This is a genomic window from Parabacteroides provencensis (assembly GCF_900232875.1).
Taxonomy (GTDB): Bacteria; Bacteroidota; Bacteroidia; order Bacteroidales; family Tannerellaceae; genus Parabacteroides; species Parabacteroides chinchillae.
In genome coordinates, this window is sequence record NZ_LT960488.1 from 416,444 (window position 1) to 438,119 (window position 21,676).

21 protein-coding genes and 2 tRNA genes are annotated in these 21,676 nt (G+C 40.8%); 8 read left to right on the forward strand and 15 right to left on the reverse strand.

Annotation, left to right across the window (positions count from 1 at the left end; genetic code table 11):
• Nucleotides 1-7: 7 nt before the first annotated feature.
• Nucleotides 8-745, forward strand: coding sequence for a Ni/Fe-hydrogenase, b-type cytochrome subunit (gene cybH, locus CTY47_RS01830; RefSeq protein WP_099463153.1), 738 nt, complete (start codon nt 8-10; stop codon nt 743-745).
• Complete coding sequence (locus CTY47_RS01835; protein WP_099463154.1) at nt 742-1,236, forward strand: HyaD/HybD family hydrogenase maturation endopeptidase; 495 nt, start codon at nt 742-744, stop codon at nt 1,234-1,236. Before cybH ends, CTY47_RS01835 begins: the two co-directional genes overlap by 4 nt.
• Before the next feature lie 139 nt (nt 1,237-1,375).
• On the opposite strand, the gene CTY47_RS01840 is transcribed toward CTY47_RS01835, so the two are convergent.
• From CTY47_RS01840 to CTY47_RS01860, 5 genes are all read right to left on the reverse strand, one after another.
• Nucleotides 1,376-2,113, reverse strand: a complete 738-nt coding sequence (locus CTY47_RS01840; RefSeq protein WP_099463155.1) for an MIP/aquaporin family protein — start codon at nt 2,111-2,113, stop codon at nt 1,376-1,378.
• Between the two features lie 31 nt (nt 2,114-2,144).
• Entirely contained in the window at nt 2,145-3,647 is a 1,503-nt protein-coding gene (glpK, locus tag CTY47_RS01845) for a glycerol kinase GlpK (protein ID WP_099463156.1), read from the reverse strand.
• A gap of 38 nt (nt 3,648-3,685) precedes the next feature.
• On the reverse strand, nt 3,686-5,248 hold the full coding sequence (locus CTY47_RS01850) for a glycerol-3-phosphate dehydrogenase/oxidase (RefSeq protein ID WP_099463157.1): 1,563 nt from the start codon (nt 5,246-5,248) through the stop codon (nt 3,686-3,688).
• A gap of 175 nt (nt 5,249-5,423) precedes the next feature.
• The gene (locus tag CTY47_RS01855) at nt 5,424-7,769 is read right to left on the reverse strand and encodes a transglycosylase domain-containing protein (protein ID WP_099463158.1); all 2,346 of its coding nucleotides are present in this window, start codon (nt 7,767-7,769) and stop codon (nt 5,424-5,426) included.
• A 109-nt stretch (nt 7,770-7,878) separates the two neighbouring features.
• Nucleotides 7,879-8,823, reverse strand: a complete 945-nt coding sequence (locus tag CTY47_RS01860; protein ID WP_233202069.1) for a YeiH family protein — start codon at nt 8,821-8,823, stop codon at nt 7,879-7,881.
• A gap of 308 nt (nt 8,824-9,131) precedes the next feature.
• On the opposite strand from CTY47_RS01860, the gene CTY47_RS01865 reads away from it, so the two are divergent.
• Nucleotides 9,132-9,701: a sugar O-acetyltransferase gene (locus CTY47_RS01865; RefSeq protein WP_233202070.1), complete on the forward strand. Its 570-nt coding sequence runs from the start codon at nt 9,132-9,134 to the stop codon at nt 9,699-9,701.
• A gap of 91 nt (nt 9,702-9,792) precedes the next feature.
• On the opposite strand, the gene CTY47_RS01870 is transcribed toward CTY47_RS01865, so the two are convergent.
• Nucleotides 9,793-10,677 (reverse strand): LysR family transcriptional regulator, encoded by an 885-nt coding sequence (locus CTY47_RS01870; protein WP_099463159.1) that lies wholly within the window; start codon nt 10,675-10,677, stop codon nt 9,793-9,795.
• Between the two features lie 84 nt (nt 10,678-10,761).
• On the opposite strand from CTY47_RS01870, the gene CTY47_RS01875 reads away from it, so the two are divergent.
• Nucleotides 10,762-14,058, forward strand: a complete 3,297-nt coding sequence (locus CTY47_RS01875) for an AsmA-like C-terminal region-containing protein (protein WP_099463160.1) — start codon at nt 10,762-10,764, stop codon at nt 14,056-14,058.
• 8 nt (nt 14,059-14,066) lie between these two features.
• Here the strand turns inward: CTY47_RS01875 and rfbB are convergent, their stop codons facing one another.
• A complete protein-coding gene (gene rfbB, locus CTY47_RS01880) occupies nt 14,067-15,215 on the reverse strand; it encodes a dTDP-glucose 4,6-dehydratase (protein ID WP_099463161.1) in 1,149 nt (382 codons plus the stop codon).
• Between the two features lie 25 nt (nt 15,216-15,240).
• On the reverse strand, nt 15,241-15,798 hold the full coding sequence (gene rfbC / locus CTY47_RS01885; RefSeq protein ID WP_099463162.1) for a dTDP-4-dehydrorhamnose 3,5-epimerase: 558 nt from the start codon (nt 15,796-15,798) through the stop codon (nt 15,241-15,243).
• A gap of 217 nt (nt 15,799-16,015) precedes the next feature.
• Between rfbC and CTY47_RS01890 the strand changes: the two genes are divergently transcribed.
• A tRNA-Cys gene (locus CTY47_RS01890) sits at nt 16,016-16,087 on the forward strand.
• A gap of 50 nt (nt 16,088-16,137) precedes the next feature.
• Nucleotides 16,138-16,209, forward strand: a tRNA-Cys gene (locus CTY47_RS01895).
• 795 nt (nt 16,210-17,004) lie between these two features.
• Here the strand turns inward: CTY47_RS01895 and CTY47_RS16890 are convergent.
• Both CTY47_RS16890 and CTY47_RS01905 read right to left on the reverse strand, forming a co-directional pair.
• Nucleotides 17,005-17,172, reverse strand: coding sequence for a hypothetical protein (locus CTY47_RS16890; protein ID WP_158228496.1), 168 nt, complete (start codon nt 17,170-17,172; stop codon nt 17,005-17,007).
• Nucleotides 17,173-17,239: 67 nt separating this feature from the next.
• Nucleotides 17,240-17,500 carry a hypothetical protein gene (locus tag CTY47_RS01905; protein ID WP_143813316.1) on the reverse strand — a complete coding sequence of 87 codons (261 nt, stop codon included), beginning with the start codon at nt 17,498-17,500 and terminating at the stop codon, nt 17,240-17,242.
• A gap of 203 nt (nt 17,501-17,703) precedes the next feature.
• Here CTY47_RS01905 and CTY47_RS01910 point away from each other — a divergent pair, with 203 nt between their 5' ends.
• Together CTY47_RS01910 and fic are read left to right on the forward strand one after the other, a co-directional pair.
• Entirely contained in the window at nt 17,704-17,952 is a 249-nt protein-coding gene (locus CTY47_RS01910; RefSeq protein WP_099464034.1) for a helix-turn-helix domain-containing protein, read from the forward strand.
• A gap of 2 nt (nt 17,953-17,954) precedes the next feature.
• Nucleotides 17,955-18,506: a protein adenylyltransferase Fic gene (gene fic / locus CTY47_RS01915; RefSeq protein WP_099464035.1), complete on the forward strand. Its 552-nt coding sequence runs from the start codon at nt 17,955-17,957 to the stop codon at nt 18,504-18,506.
• Between the two features lie 265 nt (nt 18,507-18,771).
• Here fic and CTY47_RS01920 read toward each other — a convergent pair whose 3' ends face one another.
• From CTY47_RS01920 to CTY47_RS01940, 5 genes are all read right to left on the reverse strand, one after another.
• Nucleotides 18,772-19,275: a hypothetical protein gene (locus tag CTY47_RS01920; protein WP_099463165.1), complete on the reverse strand. Its 504-nt coding sequence runs from the start codon at nt 19,273-19,275 to the stop codon at nt 18,772-18,774.
• A 55-nt stretch (nt 19,276-19,330) separates the two neighbouring features.
• Nucleotides 19,331-20,005 (reverse strand): hypothetical protein, encoded by a 675-nt coding sequence (locus CTY47_RS01925; protein WP_099463166.1) that lies wholly within the window; start codon nt 20,003-20,005, stop codon nt 19,331-19,333.
• 106 nt (nt 20,006-20,111) lie between these two features.
• A complete protein-coding gene (locus CTY47_RS01930) occupies nt 20,112-20,312 on the reverse strand; it encodes a hypothetical protein (RefSeq protein ID WP_099463167.1) in 201 nt (66 codons plus the stop codon).
• 1 nt (nt 20,313) lies between these two features.
• Complete coding sequence (locus tag CTY47_RS01935; RefSeq protein WP_099463168.1) at nt 20,314-20,532, reverse strand: hypothetical protein; 219 nt, start codon at nt 20,530-20,532, stop codon at nt 20,314-20,316.
• On the reverse strand, nt 20,529-21,590 hold the full coding sequence (locus CTY47_RS01940; protein WP_099463169.1) for a DUF6371 domain-containing protein: 1,062 nt from the start codon (nt 21,588-21,590) through the stop codon (nt 20,529-20,531). The genes CTY47_RS01935 and CTY47_RS01940 overlap by 4 nt, the downstream gene beginning before the upstream one ends.
• Nucleotides 21,591-21,676: the final 86 nt, after the last annotated feature.

Genomic DNA, 21,676 nt, shown 5'->3' on the forward strand with positions numbered 1-21,676 from the left:
AAGATTTATGAAAAGCAGAAAGAGACGATTGAGAGAGGTATATGTATGGGAACTTCCCGTACGTATATACCATTGGGTAAATGCGCTATGTATCGTGATACTCTGCATCACCGGCTTTATCATCGCCGATCCCCCAGCCATATTGAACCCTTCGGAGGCTTATTTCAGCTATTGGTTCGGAGTGGTCAGGTTTATCCATTTCGTAACGGCATTTGTTTTCTTCTTCAACTTCGTCTTCCGCCTTTACTGGGGATTTGCAGGAAACCGCTATGCGCGCTGGAACAACTTTATCCCGCTACGCAAATCCCAATGGAAAGAATTAGTGGAAGTCATCAAAGTAGATATCCTGATGGTAAAGAATAAACCGGTAGACAGTATTGGCCATAACACACTGGCCAGTGTCATCTACTTCGGTACCTTTTGGGCGTTCTTGTTACAAAGCATCACCGGGTTCGGATTATATGCAAAGATGAGCCAGTCCGTATTTCCGCAACTGTTTGCATGGACTATTCCTTTGATGGGCGGCGACCTGATGGCGCGACAGATACACCACTTCCTGATGTGGTTCTTCATCCTCTTCGCCATCGTACATATCTATCTGGTATTTTACCATGATTATATCGAACGGCGTGGCGAGGCCTCTTCTATTATCGGAGGCTGGAAATTCATAGAAGAAGATATTGCCAACAAGGAAGAAGTAACCGAAACGGCAGAAAAACTGACCGAAATTGCGCGTAAGGAATGAACGAAACGAATCACCACCAGAGAAATACACTTATACTGGGTGTCGGCAACCTGCTTCTCAAAGACGAAGGTGTCGGCATCCATACTATCCGGGCCTTGGAAAAAGAGACACTTCCATCTCACGTCCGTTTAATGGACGGAGGAACAGGCGGACTGCATTTGCTTTCGTGGCTGGACGGCTACGACCCTATTATCATGATAGATGCTACCCTGGACAATAATCCGCCGGGTACCGTACGGCTGATACGTCCGCGCTTTGCCACCGACTTCCCTCCGCTAATGAGTGCCCACGAAATAGGCCTGCGCGATATGATTGAGGCGATGATACTGACAGGCAAATTACCTGAAATACATCTTATCGTCATCTCCGTAGGAAGCATCAACGAAGTAAACATGGAACTAACACCGGAGGTGGAGGCAGCCATACCCTACGTGGTGCAGACAGTGAAGGGGTTAGTGTGCCACAGCAGGCTCCCATATCCATCTCCCTAGGTAGGGAGGTTATTTCTCCCTAGGTAAGGAGAAAACTTCTCCCTAGATAGGGAGGACTTTACCCCCTAGGTAGGGAGACATATCAAACAGGAGAAGGCTAGAGCCTCCCATATGCTCGTACGGAAAGGTAAAACAGGCATTATTTCAAGACATAGTATAGCATAGCCGCAACGGCAGCCCCCGCGATAGGAGCCAACACCGGAATCCAGGCATAGCCCCAATGGCTGCTGCCTTTGCCCTTGACAGGAAGAATTGCATGCATGATACGTGGCGCCAAGTCTCGTGCCGGATTGATGGCATAGCCTGTAGGCCCTCCTAAAGAAAGACCTATCACCCATACGGTAAATGCTACAGGTATGGCACCGACAGAACCCAGCCCGATGGGAAGCGTGCTATTGCTATCGTAAGTCAACTGGCCATCCGTAATATAGAAGACAACAAACATCAGGGCGAATGTGCCCACAGCTTCGGTGAAGAAATTAATAGCCGGATGGTTGATCTCGGCATTCGTACAGAATACTCCCAATTTGGCATCCTGGTCTTCCGTTGCATCAAAATGATCTTTATAGACTAACCAGACTAGCAGAGCACCAGCTGCAGCTCCCAGCATCTGTGCAATAATATAAGAGCAGACATCACACCACGGGAACGTACCGCCAATGGCTAACCCGATAGACACCGCCGGGTTCAAATGCGCCCCACTATACGGGCCGGCTACAACAACTCCGATAAACACTCCCAAAGCCCAGGCTGTGGTAATAGCCATCCAACCGGCTCCGTGGCCTTTCGTCTTAGACAATACAACATTTGCCACAACACCTCCTCCCATCAGGATAAGAAGCATCGTTCCGATAAATTCGGCTATAAATGGAGACATGGTATTCTAATTTAAGTATTAATATTGCAGATTAGTCTACAGCCCATTGCTGCGAGCGGCCAACGGCCTTATGCCATTCGGCCAGTTGTTGCCTGGCAACTTCCTCTTTCATTTGAGCGCTGAATACTTTGTCCAGGCACCATTGTTCTTTCAGTTCGTCTACATCTTTCCAATAGTTCACAGCTAATCCGGCCAGATAAGCAGCGCCGAGAGCTGTTGTTTCCAATACTTGCGGACGCACTACCGGACAACGGGATATATCGGCCTGAAACTGCATCAGGAAGTTATTTGCTATAGCTCCGCCATCGACACGGATCTCTTTTGGTTTTGCATGTATATCGTTTTCCATTGCAGTAAGCACGTCATACACCTGGTAGCAGATACCTTCAAGAGCTGCACGGGTAAGATGTGCAGCCGTCGTTCCGCGCGTTATTCCGATAATAGCGCCCCGGGCATACTGGTCCCAATACGGAGCACCTAATCCGGTAAGTGCCGGAACAAAGTAAACACCTCCGTTATCAGACACCGATTTAGCCATTTGCTCCGTAATAGAAGCGTTTGGTATCAGCCCTATTCCATCACGCAGCCACTGTACGACTGCACCGCCGACAAACACGCTTCCTTCGAGGGCATACGTTACTTTGTCCCCCAATTTCCAGGCAATGGTAGTCAATAGGTTATTCTGCGACAAAACGGGCTTGTCTCCTGTATTGACAATCATAAAACAACCTGTACCGTAAGTCGTCTTTATCATGCCTTCTTCCACACAAAGCTGTCCGAAAAGTGCAGCCTGCTGATCGCCGGCCATGCCCGAAACAGGGATGCCCTTCTTGAATAAAGGCAAAGAAGCCTCACAGTACACTTCACTGCATCCCACCACACGAGGCAGCATGGAAGCCGGTATAGTAAACAGGTCTAACAGTTCTTTGTCCCATTCCTGGGTACGGATATTAAACAACATGGTTCTGGATGCATTCGTAATATCCGTAATAAATTTTTCGCCACGGGTCAGCTTCCATACCAACCAGGTATCTACTGTCCCGAAGCATAGTTCCCCGCGTTCGGCGCGTTCGCGGATACCTTTCACATTATCTAAAACCCACTTTATTTTAGTTGCCGAGAAATAGGCATCTATAACCAAGCCCGTTTTCTGCTGAATACGTTCGGCGTAGCCTTGCGATTTCAACTCTTCACAATAATCGGCCGTACGCCTGTCTTGCCAGACAATAGCATTATATACGGGGAAACCTGTTTCCCTGTCCCATATGATTGTGGTCTCGCGTTGGTTTGCAATACCTATGCAAGCGATATGTGTATCCGTCACGTCCGCTTTAGCCATTACTTCCTTAATAACAGACGATTGTGTATACCATATTTCATTCGGATCGTGTTCCACCCAGCCGGGCTTCGGAAAATATTGCTGAAACGCCTTCTGAGCTAAAGTAATAATTGATCCCTGATGGTTGAACAGTATGGCACGTGAAGTTGTAGTTCCCTGATCTAAAGCCAGTACATATTTGTTTTTGAAATTCATATCTTTATGTTCTATAAGATTGTTCTGTTTGTCTTTTACTAATTCAGTATATAATTAGAAGCCACTTTATTGAAAGCTTCCAATTGCTTTTCCTGCCAATTTATATCTTTTCCGCGTTCTCTGGCTAAGATGGAAGCTACCTGTGGTGCCATTGCCATAGCAGCACGTGCATCCATAAAAAGGATGCGCAAACGGCGCGCCAACACATCTTCCAGCGTACGTGGCATTTCATTACGAATAAGCCAAACCACTTCTCCCACTGTATAATCATAATCAGGATGCAGCTTCTCTCCCATCTCCGGGGAAGATTGGCTTAATTGTTTTATTTCTTCGGCATCAGAGCCATATACGTAGAGAGGATCGGTAAAATCGGGTAAAGGTTTGGAACCGTGAATGGCAAATGTTTCCGTCTTGCAGTCACGCGTAGGCACGTGCATATACCGGATTGCCAAATCTAATGTATCCTGAGCCATTTTCCGGTAAGTAGTCCATTTCCCGCCGATTATTGTTATCAGGCCCGACTTTTCACGTATCAATTTATGGCTGCGAGATATTTCTTTTGTCTTGGTACCCTCACTACGGGGTGCGGCCAACGGGCGAAGGCCTGCAAAGACAGATAAAACGTCGCTCCGTTTCGGAGCTTTCGTCAAATATTTCCCTGCTGTTTCTAAAATGAATTGTACTTCTTGTTCCAAAGCAACCGGTTCATCTACCGGACAATCCATTAACGTGTCGGTTGTCCCTACCACCACTTTGTTATGCCAGGGGACGGCAAAAAGCACACGGCCGTCGGAAGTTTTAGGTATCATTACCGCACAGTCGCTTTCCAGGAAGGAAGAATCCAGAACCAAATGTACGCCCTGGCTGGGACGAACCGTGCGGCGTTTTCCCGGTTCATTCATCTGCAAAATATCATCAGCAAACACACCGGTTGCATTAATTACGCTATGTGCTTTTACATTATATACAGTATCAGATTCAAGGTCGCATACAACAACTCCCGAGACTTTATTGCCTTCTTTCAACAGATCAGTCACCTTCATATAATTAAGTACACACCCCCCGCCGTCTACAGCCGAACGAACCAGGTTCATTGCCAAACGGGAATCATCAAACTGTCCGTCATGATAGATCACTCCGGCTGTCATTCCTTTAGAAACTAATCTGGGAATAGTCCGCAAAGCACGTTTCGGGCCTATACATATGGAACGTCCCAAACTTAGTTTGCCGGCCATAAGGTCATAAAGAATCAGGCCGATCGTATAAAACGGTCCTTCCCACCAATGATAACAAGGAATAAGGAATGTCTGGTCTTTAACCAAATGGGGAGCATTATTACGAAGCAAGCCCCTTTCGCGTAAGGCTTCAAGCACTAAAGACACGTCTCCCTGGGCAAGATATCTTACACCGCCATGAACCAATTTGGTACTCCGGCTGGATGTCCCTTTTGTAAAATCGTTCTGTTCAAACAAAGCAACACTATATCCACGCGTAACTGCATCCACAGCTATACCTAATCCGGTAGCGCCACCACCAATAACTACAAAGTCAAATACTTTTTCTTTGTCCGCTAATTGCGATATTACAGATTCCCGCTTCATGTGTCCTCCCTGTTTTTAAGATTAACCTCCCAAATCTAACAATAATTTCCGGAAATAGTTTCATTTACAGGGAGTATTTTAAAAGGTTTTATTAAAGAGATGCCAATGATACCAAAAATTCAAAAAGAAACAGGACCATTTTTATATCTATCTGCCTAGCAACCGAATAATTATTTTATTCAAACATTTTATCAATACCTCCTACGTCTGTCGGTGTATGTTTGGATTCCTCCGAACCGGACGAATTACACGGATTAGAAAATTGTTCAGGTACTTCAAATGAGTCATCCTGCGTATAACCTAATGTTTTGTCTGCATATACTTTCTGCATATATAAACCGTATATAGGCAAAGCCATACTAGCACCTTGTCCTTCTGCCAAACGGTCGAAATGAATGGAACGATCTTCGCCCCCAACCCAACAGCCCGAAACCAAACTTGGTGTGAATCCAAGGAACCAACCATCAGAATTATTTTGTGTTGTACCTGTCTTTCCTCCCATTGGAGCAGTAATACCGTAGCGGAAACGAACACGGCCACCGGTACCTCCATCTATCACACTTCTCAACATATACAACATCTTATAAGAAGCATCTTCAGTCAGCACCTCACTCATTTGAGGGGCAAAATTAGCGATCGTATTACCGTACGGATCTTCTATACGAGTCACATACAACGGTTCCACACGAATTCCTTTATTAGCAAATGCGGTATAAGCACTGACCATTTCGCCTACCGACACATCCGGCGTACCCAGACATACCGAAATTACCGGATCTATATAGTTCTTCAAACCGAACGAATGCAACAAACGGACAAATGTATAAGGAGAAAGCTGACTCATCAGATAAGCCGTTACCCAGTTATCCGAGTTTTGCAAGCCCCATTGAATAGATACCATTTCGCCAATTCGTTTAGCACTGGCATTGCGCGGAATCCATAAACGTCCGTTTTCATCCATCAGTTGTTGTTGCACATGTAACATTTCGTCACAAGGGCTGAAACCTTCTATCATAGCTAATGAATAAAGGAACGGTTTAATTGTTGATCCTACCTGACGGCGTCCGCCATTTACCATATCATACTGGAAATCATTGTAATCTATTCCGCCCACATAAGCCTTAACCTGACCGGTACGCGGGTCCATAGACATAAAAGCAGAACGAAGAAAGCTCTTGTGATAACGGATTGAATCCCAAGGTGACATAATCGTATCAATAGGACCATTCCAGCTAAACACACGCATTTCAACCGGTTTTTTAAATTCTTTCCGCATCTCTGTCTCGTTCATACCACTTTTCTTCATCGCCCTGTAACGGTCTGTCTGATGCATTGCACGCATCAACATTGTATCGACCTGCCCCGTAGATACATCACGAGAAAACGGGGCATAACTACGCCCCTTTTTTTCTTTAAAGAAGCTGGGTTGTAATGTTTGTCCTACATGTTCACGCACAGCATCCTCCGCATATTGCTGCATACGCGAATCGATTGTTGTATAGATCTTTAATCCGTCGGTATAAATATTATAATGACTGCCGTCAGTCTTCTTATTCTTATTACACCAGCCATATAACGGATTAGTAGCCCATGACAAAGAATCTTCTGCATATTTTTGCATTTGCCATGAAGCATAATCACTCCTGTCCGGTTTTTTAGCAGTCAATGTCAGACGAAGATATTCGCGGAAGTAAGGAGCCAGACCATCCTTATGGTCCATACGGGTAAAATGAACAGTAAGGGGTAATTGTTTTAGAGAGTCGCATTCCGCTTTCGTAATATATCCGGCCTTTACCATCTGTTCTAATACCGTATTCCGACGTCCCAATGTACGTTTATTGTGGCGTACGGGGTTAAAATAAGACGGATTTTTGCACATACCTACCAAAGTGGCAGCTTCCTCTATTTTCAGCGTTTTTGGTGTCTTTCCAAAATAAACGCGTGCCGCAGATTGGATGCCAACTGCATTATACAGAAAGTCGAATTTATTCAGATACATATTTATGATCTCTTCCTTCGTATAATTTTTCTCCAACTGAACGGCAATTACCCATTCAATCGGTTTCTGAAAAAGACGTTCCATAATATTATCGGCACTCGGAGAAAACAACTGCTTTGCCAATTGTTGTGTAATAGTGCTACCGCCTCCACCACTTTTTTGCATCAACAAGCCGCGTTTTACAATAGCGCGGAACAAGCCTTGGGCATCAATACCGCTATGTTCTGTAAAACGTATATCTTCGGTAGCTATCAATGCTCTTACTAAGTCCGGTGAAAGGTCTTCATAGTTCACATATATACGGTTGTCTTTGCTATGGGCATAACTACCTAAAGTTTTTCCGTCGGAAGAGATAATTTGTGAAGCATATTTGTCAATCGGATTCTCCAGTTGCTCAACAGGAGGCATATAGCCTATTGAACCGTTCGATATTGCAACAAACACCAATGCAACCGCACCTAGTGCAACTAGATACAGGACCCAGAATGAAATAATTATACGTTTTGTTATTTTCGAAGCCATAAACCTTGGATTAATTGAGAATTGATAATCAGAATACTGTTTGCACAAAATTCATTATTATCAATCCGCTATCATCAATTATTTAGTTCGCAAAGGTAATAAAAAACTATTACAACAACATGATAACGCCGAGACTGATAAGACCAATAAATATCCAGAGTATTACTCCTTGCACCATCGGACGGATACCGACATTCTTAATTACTCTCCGGGATAATCCTGCACCGATCAAGAATAATGTAACCGTCAATCCTTTCTTGGCCAGCCAAACCAAAGCTCCGCTCACTTCCTGGGGAATCGACAAATAAGTATTGGCAATCATTGCCAGAATGAAGAAAAAGATAAACCAAGGGATTGTGATCTTTGCACCTTTTTGTTTAAACAGGAACATGGTAACAATTGTCATCGGAATAATCCATAAAGCACGAGTTAGCTTAACCATCGTAGCTATTTCCAAGGCTTTTTCACCATAAGCAGCACCAGCCCCAACAACAGAGCTGGTATCATGTATTGCAATAGCAGCCCACATACCAAATTGCTCTTGTGTCATTCCCAACAAATGGCCGATTGGAGGAAATATAAACAATGCTATCGCATTTAAGATAAAAATAGTACCAAGCGACATACTCATTTCATTATCATTCGCCTTTATAACCGGAGCAACAGCAGCAATAGCACTACCTCCGCAAATAGCTGTTCCGGCAGAAATCAAGTAAGCCGTTTTTCTGTCCATTATCAAACGTTTACCCAGATACATGCCCAATATCAGAACCGATGCAACAGATACAATCGTAAATACCATACCTTCTTTACCCGTTTGCAATGACTCATGCAGATTCATTCCAAACCCTAAGCCAACAACGGAAAACTGTAATAAATATTTAGATGTTTTCTTACCGAATACCGGAAATGGCTGTCCTGCCGTCATTCCAAAAGCCAATCCCAGAAACAAGGCGATTGCAGGAGATATAAACGGCATTAAACATAAAATAAAAAGAAGGATAAAAAGCGGCTTATTATACTTGCCAAGTAGATACTTGAGAGTATTCATCATTTTCTTATTAATTATTACTTTCAATTGCGGCACAAAGGTATTACAAATGAGCACACTCTACCAAATAACAATAATGAATAGAAAATAACCTGAAGTTATAACAATTATTTTTAAGTCTGATTTTCCGGTTTATAAAACAAAGGGATGTATAAATCGCAAAAAGGACAGATGTGTTTTTTAACAGGTTTACAACAAATTGAAATCAAGCCATTTCTGTTTACCAACTTGAATTCCTAAATTTGCAATCACAAAAGACTTTCGGAAAAATACACGTTAATACAGAATTATAAACTTGATACTTATAAGATATGACAGAAAAAGAAAAGATGTTGGCTGGAGAACCTTATGACTGTGGTGATACAGAATTAATCAACAGATGGCATTTGGCTAAACAGTTACAGAAAGAATATAATAACACTCAGTCCGACAATACGGAAAGACTCTCTGCTTTATTAGATGAACTAATCGGTTCTAGAGGGAAAAACGTATGGATTGCAGCTCCTTTCTTTGTAGATTACGGGGAAAACATACACATAGGAAACAACGTGGAAATAAATATGAACTGCGTATTTTTAGACTGCAACACCATAACTATCGGAGACTTTTCCGGGATTGGTCCAGGAGTGCATATTTACACGGTCTTTCATCCCACCGCACCGCATGAACGAATTGGAGAAAACAGTAGTTTTTGGAAATCACTCACCGCACCCGTCCACATCGGAAAAAACGTTTGGATTGGTGGAGGAAGCATTATTTTGCCAGGTGTAAGCATAGGAGACGGTACGACAATCGGAGCCGGGAGTGTTGTTACAAAATCTATCCCTGCTAATTGTATCGCTGTGGGAAAATCATGCGAGGTTATAAAAAAAATATTATAAAGGCCCGGACACGATGAACAAAAATGATCAGTATCTTTTTTCCAAATCATCGGGATCATTTTATAAAAAGATCGAGATCATTTCCGACAAACTAGCAATAACGTTCCACGTAACGTATAAAACTTTCCTCCAATCCGCTATTCTGTCCCAAAGGTTCTACAAAAGAAAACATCCGTTCTGCTTTAAAATCATCTATGTCTATTACTTTAAGAGAGCCGGACATTAACTCGCGTGTAACTGCACGAACAGATAAAATACCTAATGCATCAGAATTTTCAAGAAATAATTTGATACTTTCCGTACTTCCTAATTGCATTAATACATTCAGTTGTGAAAGCTTGATTTGATGAGTAGTCAAGGCCGTTTCCAACACTTCTAAAGTACCTGATCCGTTTTCACGCAACACAAGCGGCAACGAACGCAGTTGTTCAAGAGTAAGTTCATCAAAATGAGCAAATTTACTACCCGTATGGGTAACAACAACCAATTCGTCTTTCATAAAAGGACTATAATGCAATGTATTCTGGCGTGTGCTTCCCTCTACCATCCCCAATGTGATTTTACCTTCCCAAAGAGCTTGCTCTATATTGCGGCTATTTCCGTTCAGAAGAGATACACGAATATCAGGAAACTTCTTTATAAAAGAAGATAATATAGGAGGCAATACATATTGCGAGATAGTAGTGCTAGCACCTAAGCGAAGTTCTCCTGAAAAATTATTGGTAAGCAGATTCATTTCAAAATCCAGTTGACGGTAAGCTGATAAAAGAAGATTTGTATGCGACAGCAATAACTCTCCTGCCCTCGTCAATTTGATACGGCTCCCTACACGTTCAAATAACGGCGTCTTATATTGTACTTCCAACTCATGGATATGTTTGCTTATGGCAGGCTGACTTATATACAACTCGCGTGATGCTTTAGTAAAACTCAAATTACATGCTACGCTATGAAAAACTTTAAGGCGAAAATCCATGACTTGTTTCGTTTTAAATAAACTTATTAATACAAAGATATGCGTTTATTTATATACATTTGTAAGGCAAAACAAAGAAAGATTATGACAAAGAGCAAGAAAAAAATATTTATAGTATCTGCAGTAGTTTTAATTACTCTCTTTTTTATATTACCAACCATCGGATTCGGCGTACTAAAATGGGGGGTTCTCCCTCCCGAAAAACTAACACCTCTGGTAATACAAAAAACAAATGAATTCCTCGACGCACATCTGGAATGCGAAAAAGTAGAACTTACTTATTTTGAGACCTATCCTCATTTGGGCATCCGACTCACCAATGGACGGCTAATTTCTCATCTAGGTGAAGACTCCACTATGCACAAAGAGAGTCTGCATATACCATCGGATTCATTATTAAGTTTCCGCAACGCAACCATATCATTGCGTCCGACCGATTATTTATTTGGTGGAAAAATAACAATAGGTGAAGTAATCATAGACAATCCGCGTTTTTACGGATTTGTTAATAAAGCTGGTAGAACAAACTGGGATATATATCATAACGAACATGATAGCACATCTACAGACAACGACAACAAAAAGTCTTTGCCTCCTATAGATTTACAAAAAGTACGCATATCAAATGGACATTTCACATACGATGACCGACAACAAGACGTATTTACGGAAATAAAAGGATTCTTCCTTAATATAGATGGTTCACTAACCAAAGGAGAAAACACACTGGACATAGAAACAGGAACATCTTCTATTTTATTCCGCAGCCAGGCTTATACACTACAAAATAAACTTGCGTTGAAACTGAAAAGCAGATTACAACTCGGCAACAACTACAATACTATTACACTGAAAAATGCTGAATTATTAATCAACTCTCTTCCTTTTACCGCTGATGGATCAATTATCACAATACCGGATAGCAAACGTATGCGTATCGATATGGATATGGGATTAAAAATCTCTGACATGAACGACCTGCTTAAATTCATACCCGATGCTTATTTCCAAAATAGGGAAAAAATGCAGGCAAAAGGAAGTATTATTCTGGATGGAAATATTCATGGAGAATTTGGAGACAGCATAACTCCCTCAGTCAATTTATGTTGCAAAATAAATGACGGCTCTTATCACATAAGCGGAATAAAACAGGGAATAGACTCTATACAAATGGATCTGGATATTCATTTGAACGGACAATATCCGGATTCCTCTTACATATCTCTGGAAGAATTAACCGTAAAAGGTCAGAACACGTCTTTCAATATGAATGGGAAAGTAACCAATGTGTTCAAAAACCCGGCAATCAATACCCAAATAAAAGGGCAGGTTGATTTTACACATTTGGCAAAAGAATTTCTAAATCCTGACACCTTATTACTTGAGGGAAAACTGGAAGCTGATCTGAAAGCAATATTTACTGTAAACGATATATTAAACAGCCGGTATGGGAAAGTACAAGCCGCCGGTATTTTAAACATTGACCATTTTAAAGCATTCAGTAAACCTTTAGACATGGATATGTATATTGTCGGCACCCGTTTCTTTATAGGTTCGACAAAAAATGAAAGCAAATATCTGAATAAAAAAGGATTGTTGAATGCCACTTTGGCAATCGATACAATGAATATAACATATAAAGACGATATAAATACAAAGATCAGGCAATTAGAAATGCAGGCAAACACGACTCCGGTTATTGATACCACTGCTGTAATACCTTTAGTTGCCGGTATAGAATTCGATCACTTAAGCAGTCGTTTACCTGACTCCGTATGGGTTATTGCAGGACACACATCTTTGCAAGGGGGTATGAAAGCATCTGCAACAAACAAACGGATTCCAACAATAGCTGCAACAATTAATGTCGATACATTAAAATACTTCATGTCACCTATACGAACCGGAGCAATTCTAACTGGCAGTCAATTCAATATTGAAGCTTTACCTTATCGTGAAGCGGCTCAGCAGAGAAGGTTACGGTCTGGCAACTCTCAACAAGTTGTACGTAAACGCACCAAAACCACTTCACAAGCAAAACAAGATTCTCTGGACTATACAAATAAACTATTACGAAAATGGGAAGCACGCGGAAACGTCAGCTTCAAGCAATTACGGGCATTCAGCCACCTTTTTCCTGTTCCGATGCATATGGAACAAACAAGTATAAAATTCGACACAAATACAGCTACTCTTACAGATGCCCGTCTGCATCTGGGAAAAAGCGATTTGAAATTAAGCGGAGAAATAAATCATATTCGTCAGGCAATGCTCCGTGGTAGAAAATTAACAGGGAATTTCAATCTCACATCAGACTATATAGATTGCAACCAGTTAATGAAAGCTCTGAACAATGGCATGCAATATGCCGAGCAACACCCTGTATCTTCCGAGTTAACAGCACTTAGCAACGGTACTATAACCAATATGAACACACAAGATATACAAGCAACCGTAACCGATGCAGAAGCCGATTCAACCGATCAGTTATTCATACTTCCGGCAAATATAGATGTTACACTTCATACCAACGCAAAGCGCATTGATTTCAAAGATCTGGCATTGGAAAATGTACAAGGAGAAGTTATCTTGCGAGATCAAAGCGTTAATTTGAGCAATTTAAGTATGCACTCAAACATGGGATGTGGAACACTGACCATGGTATATACAGCAAAAAACAAACAAGGTGCCACCGCAGGCTTTGATCTTGACCTGGAACAAATCCAGGTGGAAAAACTAATAAGTCTCTACCCTGCCATTGACACATTAGTTCCAATGCTCCGCTCGTTTGAAGGCGTTGTGGATTGCCAAGTTACGGCTACCTGCAAAATAGACTCTACAATGTCTGTTATTTTGCCTTCTTTGAATTCGGCCTGTTATTTGCATGGAAAAAACATGGTATTACTAGATGGTGAAACATTTACCGAAATATCAAAAACACTTATGTTTAAGAATAAAAAGCGTAATATGATAGATAGTATTTCCGTAGATCTCGCCATACATGATGATAAAATAGAAGTATTCCCTTTTTTAGTAGAAATGGACCGTTACAAAGTGGCTGTTGGCGGAACACACAATCTGGATATGACATTCGATTATCATATCTCAGTACTAAAATCCCCCGTACCATTCAAGCTGGGTATCGATATCAAAGGAAACCTGGATGATTTCAAATACAAAATCGTAAAATGCAAATATAAAGACTTCTTAAAACCAGCAAAACAAGCAGAACTGGATAGTACAAGAACTAATATACGGCATAATATACGTGAAGCTATACGGAAACAAATAAAAGAGGCTGCACCGGAATTAGCGGGCAGCCTTGTAGCAGAACACGTTTCGACACATATACATGCAAAAGCAGAAGAATTGGCCGAATAGCCGGGAGTTTACTTCAATTCTCTTCCGGCATACATTTGTTCATAATATTTCATATAATCGCCACCTGTAATATCTTCTACCCATTTCTGGTTTTCCAAATACCAACGGATTGTCTTTTCGATACCAACTTCGAAACATGTTTCGGGAATCCAGCCTAATTCTTTGGTAATTTTAGAAGGATCGATAGCATAACGCTGGTCATGTCCTAAACGGTCTTTTACAAATGTTATCAGATCGTCGTTAATCCATTCGACAGAGATTCGGCCATCAGCATCTATTTCTCTCTTTTTTAGTATCTGGCGATACTCCGGCTGATCGGTCATCAATTGACGGATTGTACGAATTGTTAATTTCACAATTTCAATATTTTGCTTTTCATTATGTCCGCCTACATTATAAACTTCTCCTTCACGTCCATTATGAATAACGGCATCAATTGCCTTACAGTGATCTTCCACATATAACCAATCACGAACATTTGTTCCATCACCATACACAGGTAGTTTTTTACCTTCCAGTATATTCTTAATGATAAGAGGTATCAATTTTTCCGGGAAATGATACGGACCATAATTATTAGAACAACGCGTTATGCTTACAGGCATTTTATACGTCTCAAAATAAGCCTTTACAAACAGATCTGCACTAGTCTTTGAAGCACTGTAAGGGCTACGCGGATCCAAAGGGGTTGTCTCGTGGAAATAGCCCTCGGTACCCAAACTTCCATATACTTCGTCTGTAGAAACCTGATGGAAACGAACATCTTTACGCCAGGTAGGATAACCTTGATCGTCTCTTCCCGTCACCCATGCCTGACGGGCTGCATCCAGCAAGTTTTGCGTACCAAGTATATTAGTGATAAGGAATAATTGAGGGTTCTCTATACTACGGTCCACATGGCTTTCGGCAGCAAAATTAACTACATAATTAAACTGATATTTGGCAAACAGCTCATCTGCTAATGTCCTGTCACAAATATCACCTTTTACAAACACACAACGATTATTGTCTATATCTGTTGCAATTGTACCCAGATTACCGGCATATGTCAGCGAATCAAGTATTACCACTTTTATATCCTGATACTTTGCCAACATATATTTAATAAAGTTGGCTCCAATAAAACCGGCTGCACCGGTAACCAAATAAGTTTTCATATTTGTATTCCCTTTAGTATATCGTTTAAAATGTAAAGTTTAGTTCGGCATCTTCCAGACAAGGTGCATTTTTATCTTTCTCAGAGAGATTAACACATTCAATATCTTCAATGCTCCAATCCACATGAATAGCCGGATCATCAAAACGAATCCCCCTTTCATGCGAAGGCATATACTGATTATCAACTTTATATGTAAATATGGCTTCATCACTTAAAACATGAAAACCATGGGCAAACCCCCGAGGAATAAAAAACTGACGTTTATTCTCTCCGGACAACTCAACCGCTACATATTTTCCATATGAAGGAGAACCTGCACGTACATCGACGGCAATGTCCAAAACACTTCCTTTTATCACGCGTACCAACTTTGCTTGAGAATAAGGAGCCAACTGATAATGCAACCCTCTTAACACTCCTTTAGTAGAACAAGATTCATTATCCTGTATAAAATCAACCTGCCCGATATGCGCCTCAAAATCAGACTGTTTGAACGCTTCCATAAAATATCCCCGCGCATCATTAAACACTTTTGGTTCAATAATCCAAACACCGGGTATTTCTGTTTCAATATATGTCATATTTTTGTTTTTATCTAAACGAGATAGCAAAGTAACTGCATTTTTCCTACTTCTACAATATTACGTTGAAAAGATTACAGTTACCCAATGAAATAGATAGCCAGACCACGTATAATGGATTTTCGAGAAAGCAACAAAAAGAATAAAACATTTGGTTATTCCAAATATATTCTATTTCTTTGCACTCGCAAAATGAGGATTTTTGCATACATATATTGGTTCCTTGGATGAGTGGCTTAGTCAGTGGTCTGCAAAACCATGTACGGCGGTTCGAATCCGCCAGGAACCTCAATTGACGTAATGAATTATTTTAACTTTTAAATTACGACAATCCCGTAAGGTCTCTTGGATGAGTGGCTTAGTCAGTGGTCTGCAAAACCATGCACGGCGGTTCGAATCCGCCAGAGACCTCATCAAAAAACAAAATGGTACTACATTGGTACTACATCAAAAAAAAGGTTCTATTGCTTATTTCGGGTAATAGAGCCTTTTTTATTGCAAATAGATACCATGACAAATTACTACACCGTAGTCTTTAACCCGGTTTTCCTCGCTAATTTTATCTTGACGATTTTTAAAGGTCAATACTACTGTAGATGACTACGTTCGGTCACTACAATAAATGGTAAAGAAGATGCTACAGTTTTTCGTGTTTGGATTTTCTGGCCTTTGCCATTACCTTCTCTATGTTGTATTTTCAACATACCCCATTGCGATTTCGCAAAACGTATAATCGATAGTGGAGAAAGCACAAAATAGTGCACTCCTGTTGTAGTCTCACTCTACATTGTCCCGTCATTACGATCTACATGAATCCAATTTTGGATTGTCGTACAAACCCTCCGGCGATATTACCGGAGGGGCGTCTGGATACGTTGGGCACGAAAGACCCTCAACGTGCAATCCTGCATCTATCTTGTTTTATGTAGCAATTAATACGATTAATTTAGTAATGATTTTAGCAAATCGTTGTAATACAGTAATTCTTCAAGTATAGATCTATCCATGCCTATTATTTTGGATTAAAGTTAATAATCTTACAACTATCCGATATTTGCTCTCTTGTCGTTTGTGTGTTGATTCGGCTCCTTATATCTTCATGGAATTGTTTTTGGACACCTCCCAATAAGACTATCTCTTCTAGTATGACATCCAATTTAAGATTCAGCACATCAATCTTCTTGTTTACCATATTTAATGTATCATTCATTTACGGCCTCCTTTCTCGCTAAACATGGGAATCATTACGGCCGTGTCGCATGTAATTTCGTCTATCTCTTGTAAGATATCCATGATACGTGCATTGTTATTACTCTGTAATTCTGCAATCTTATCTAAGATTGCACTGTCGATGTTAGTTCTTTTTGTTTCCATGATGTATTTATGTCAATAATATTTTTTGTTTGGGATGGAGTGGTTACTATCCACCCCACCCTGATTATTAATCTCCGTTATATCTGCTGTTAGCATAATAGTTCACCAAAGTATCAGCCATGAAAGCCATAGAAGAAACCTTTACATTGCGCTTTGCGTCTCTTTCCTTTTCCTGCTTTGCTGCAAGGTTCCAAAGGTTATACATGTTCATAGCTTTGTTATAAGAAGACCGTTCGTTCTTCCAGGCTTCTTTCAAGCATTCTCCAAATGTTAATACATGGCGGCCAACCTTCTTACCTGCTTTGAACATTGACCAAGCTGATTTCATGATTCTGCTTTTGTTGTACTTTGGTGCTTCCATTGTTTTGTATAGCCTTTAATCTTCGTTTATGACACAAAGGTAGGTTTTATATTTACACAAATAGCGAACAATAGAAGTTTTAACACTACTTTAACAGTAAAATAGTAGCTTTTATGCCTACAAATAAGAAAAAGAAGTATATTTGTTCTGTAAATATAAAAGCTGTAATTATGGAACTTAGAATTAAAGAACTTATTAAAGAAAAAGGCATGACAATAACGGAGCTTGCTGATAAACTAGGGGTAAATCGTGTAACTTTATCAAACAGTGTAAACGGGAACCCTACAGTAGAAACTTTAAATAAAATAGCGGATGCAATAGGATGCCCGGTTACAGACCTCTTCGAGCACCCCCAAAAAGGCTCCTTATTCTTTACCTGTCCTCATTGCGGGAAAAACATCAATATCAAAGCTGAATGAATATGAATACAAAAGAAATAGACAGATTAAGCCTAGAGAAAGCACATGCCTTGTTTGATACCGGCAATATAGATCGTATCGAGGTAGGAACCGTAAAAGGCTTATGTGACATACACCGGTATCTTTTCGACGGACTGTATGACTTTGCCGGGAAGGTGAGAAAACTCAACTTATCAAAAGGGAACTTCCGATTTGCCAATTGCTTATACCTAGATGCAATATTACCTGTAATAGAGAACATGCCGGAAACTACATTCGATGAAATTATAGCGAAATACGTTGAAATGAATGTCGCTCATCCATTTATGGAAGGGAACGGACGATCTGCTAGGATATGGCTTGATATGATCCTTAAAAAGCGTCTTTCTGTTGTTGTAGACTGGCAAAATGTCGATAAGGTTCTGTATTTACAAGCGATGGAACGAAGCCCTATAAACGATCTGGAATTAAGGGTCTTACTGAAACAAGCATTGACAGACCGTGTAAATGATCGGGAAGTGATATTTAAGGGTATTAACCAGTCATATTACTACGAAGGGTATGAACTGGAATAAACAACATTGTCCCGTCCCACTCCTGGGACAGATAACTATAATAATACCAAGTTGTTACATAGCTTTATCCCACTTTTGAAGATGTGGGACACTTGGGACAGTGGGACAGTTGAGCGTATCAGGTGTATCGGTATCGATACGGTTACACGTATTGATTTATAGAGTTTTAGATACTGTATCGTATCGATACACTTAGAACGATACAAGAAATAAAAAGCCCCGAACCGATTGTTACCGGAACAGGGCTAACTCCTAAACTGTCTGCTCAACTTTCCGGTTGACCAGCTTTCGCTATTGATTCCTTCTCCTTAAGATACAAAGCGCATCTCGAACATTGCAAGGGAAGATAATAATTGATCTGTTCCCCTTGTTCCGTCTGTTCTTTCTTCATCTGCTGAAGGTCGGCAAGTTTCATGCCGATATCGGCCTTTAACTTCGGGTCTTTCTCTTTTCTGAATAATATTGTCAGTTCCCTAACTAGTTCAGTTTTGTCGATATCCTGGCCCTCTGTGCCTCTGTCAATGGCATCTGCTCGTACCTGGGTCTGGTATTCCTGAATGAAAGCCTGTACTTTATCACTGTTGAACCATTTGGATAGGTTAACCCGGAACCCTTCACCCTCAGATTTTAACGGCTTTCCCCGTGAGCATACGAAAGCCATTTTCTTGTCTTTGGTAATCAGATAAGCCTGTAAACAAAATCGTTCTTTCTCTGTTAATTGCGACATAAAAGCCGCCCTTTCTTCTTGCGAATATATCTGTTGTGCCATAATACTTTGATTAAGAGGGTATGCCGGAAAATAAGCACACCCCAGTGATTAATAATTAGTGACCTACTGAATTAACGCCGGATCTCTCAAATCGTTCATTGCTGTACTTTGAAGAAAGCTGCTTTAACCGGAATAAATCCCATTTAGCAAACTCTCCAACTGTTACACCCTGGCCAAAACGGGCAAACCAAAGCTGATTACCGGCAAAAGGTCGCAAACCCTGCTCTTTCTCATAATCCCGGCATTCCCTGTATGCTGCGTACAATTTTTGATATAGTTCAAACAGCTTCTTTTCTTCTTCACGGAATTTACGTACACCGATTGATGAAATATGCTTGTCTAATTCATCAGGATTAAAATAGAATTGTCCGTTTTCCGCTTGAATAAGCGATAATTTTACACCTTTGATGTTCCGGGCATAATCCGTACAAACTCCCTCCAAACGACCTAAGACAGCATCAAAAACCTTTCTGATCCTTACTTTCTCCTCATTCGGGCAAAAAGGAAGGGAAAAAACGTATTCCCGTTCTTTATTTCGGATAATTTCCGCTATAGCCCGTTCAGTCTTTAAAGCTTCCAGCAATTCAATATCAACTGCAAAGCCTTCCTTTTCGAATGCAGGAACTAGACTTTCATTGATAAACTGCTCAATGTCATGGAATCTCTGCAATTCTTCCGCTCTTGCTTCTTCGTTGATAACTGTGTTTGGTAAATCAATAATCTGTTTCATAATTATTTATGTTTTAATAGTAAGTAAAAAAACCAAGAAAAAAATTTATCTGTATCGAATGCCCCTCAATTCTAGCACCTGGTATACTGGGGGTATACCCCCTCTCTTACCAGTCATCAAAATGCAGATAAAAACGTTTCAACTTCCGGTCATATCGCTTCTGAATAAACTGTTGCCGTTGCTCCTTCGTACGGAAATAGAACATTGTCCGACTGTCAACCCTCAACTTAAACATATTACTTACGTCCGGGGATTCATAGCCTATATCTGAAGGCTGCTGTTTGTAGATTAAATCTAGCTTCTCCATGCTACATAATCTCCATTACAAACCGTTCGAAGGCTAATACAACAGGCTGCTTACCCGTAAATCGAAAAGCGTAATCTAGTCTATTGTCGTGATCCACGTATAAATAGATACTCCCTTTCTTTAGGTTTCTCGCCCACCAGGCGATATCAAACGGTATCCTCATACCCATTCGGTCAATAAGGCGTATCTGGTCGATATTTTCTACTTTTGTTGCTATCATGCCAATTGTAGATTAAATGAATTAATTAGTAATTGTAATGTGGGGTTAATCATTAGTAATTTTTGCAGGTTTCTTTCCGCTTCTGTTAACTCATCCCTAACGTTTGTTACTGTGTCTATTGATAATTGCTTTATAAGCCAGTCGGCAAGGTCTATCTTATTCTCTCTATCCTCCGCCGTCGCATTCTTTTCCAGCAGATCGGAAACTACTACTTTGCATCCGATATCCTCAATCTCTTTAGCCTTATTCGTCCAATACTCGAACCCGTCCACATCCGGGAACATGATAACCGTTCTACCTCGTAACACTTTCAATTTATCAATAGACAGTTGAGATTTGCCACCAGTAGCCAACCAAATGTAATCAGGATAAACACCGGAAGCGATTAAAGCACTCTTTTCAGATTCTACCAAAGCAACCACTTTAGCAGGGTACATCCTTAGTAAGTGTTCGCCAAAAAGGCATTGAACCAAATTAAAATTATATGGTAGTAGTTGCTGTTTCTTCATCCTTGCATGAATCCAGTTAATACCCCCACCACTTTTAATCCTATGCCCGGTATTCGGATCGTACTTCATAACCTTGCCAGTTCTTACCTTCCCTTTGATGTCTATCTGCCAATAGATAATACTACCGTCTTTAGTGGCTCCCAGGGCATAATCATTCATGACCCGGACAATAGTAGGGGATTCCAACGAATAACGGTCAAATAAGCCGCACAAGAAGCGGATAAGCGCACTGTTATAGCTTACTGCCTTTTCGACGTATTGGAAAGGGATATAGCTTACTTCCTGTTGAGGCTTCTGTATTGGCTTTTGCCGGACAGGAGCTACAAACCGTTCTCTCTTTACCGGATTATCAATAAAGAACTGTTTAGGTGTGTAATGGTAGCCGCATCCGCTTTCATGGTTACACCTGCCTACATTCTTATCTATGACCTGTCCGGTGTTACCGTCCAAATAACGAGCGAATGAATGAGGATCGTTACACCTCGGGCATTTATGCCGGGATGCTTTTCCTGTATATTTCTCTAAATATGGTTGACTAAAATTTTCCATAACTTTTTTGCTTTACTGTATCGGGTATGTCGCAATTGTATCGATACGATACAGTTTTAATTAATACTGATATTCAATAATTTACA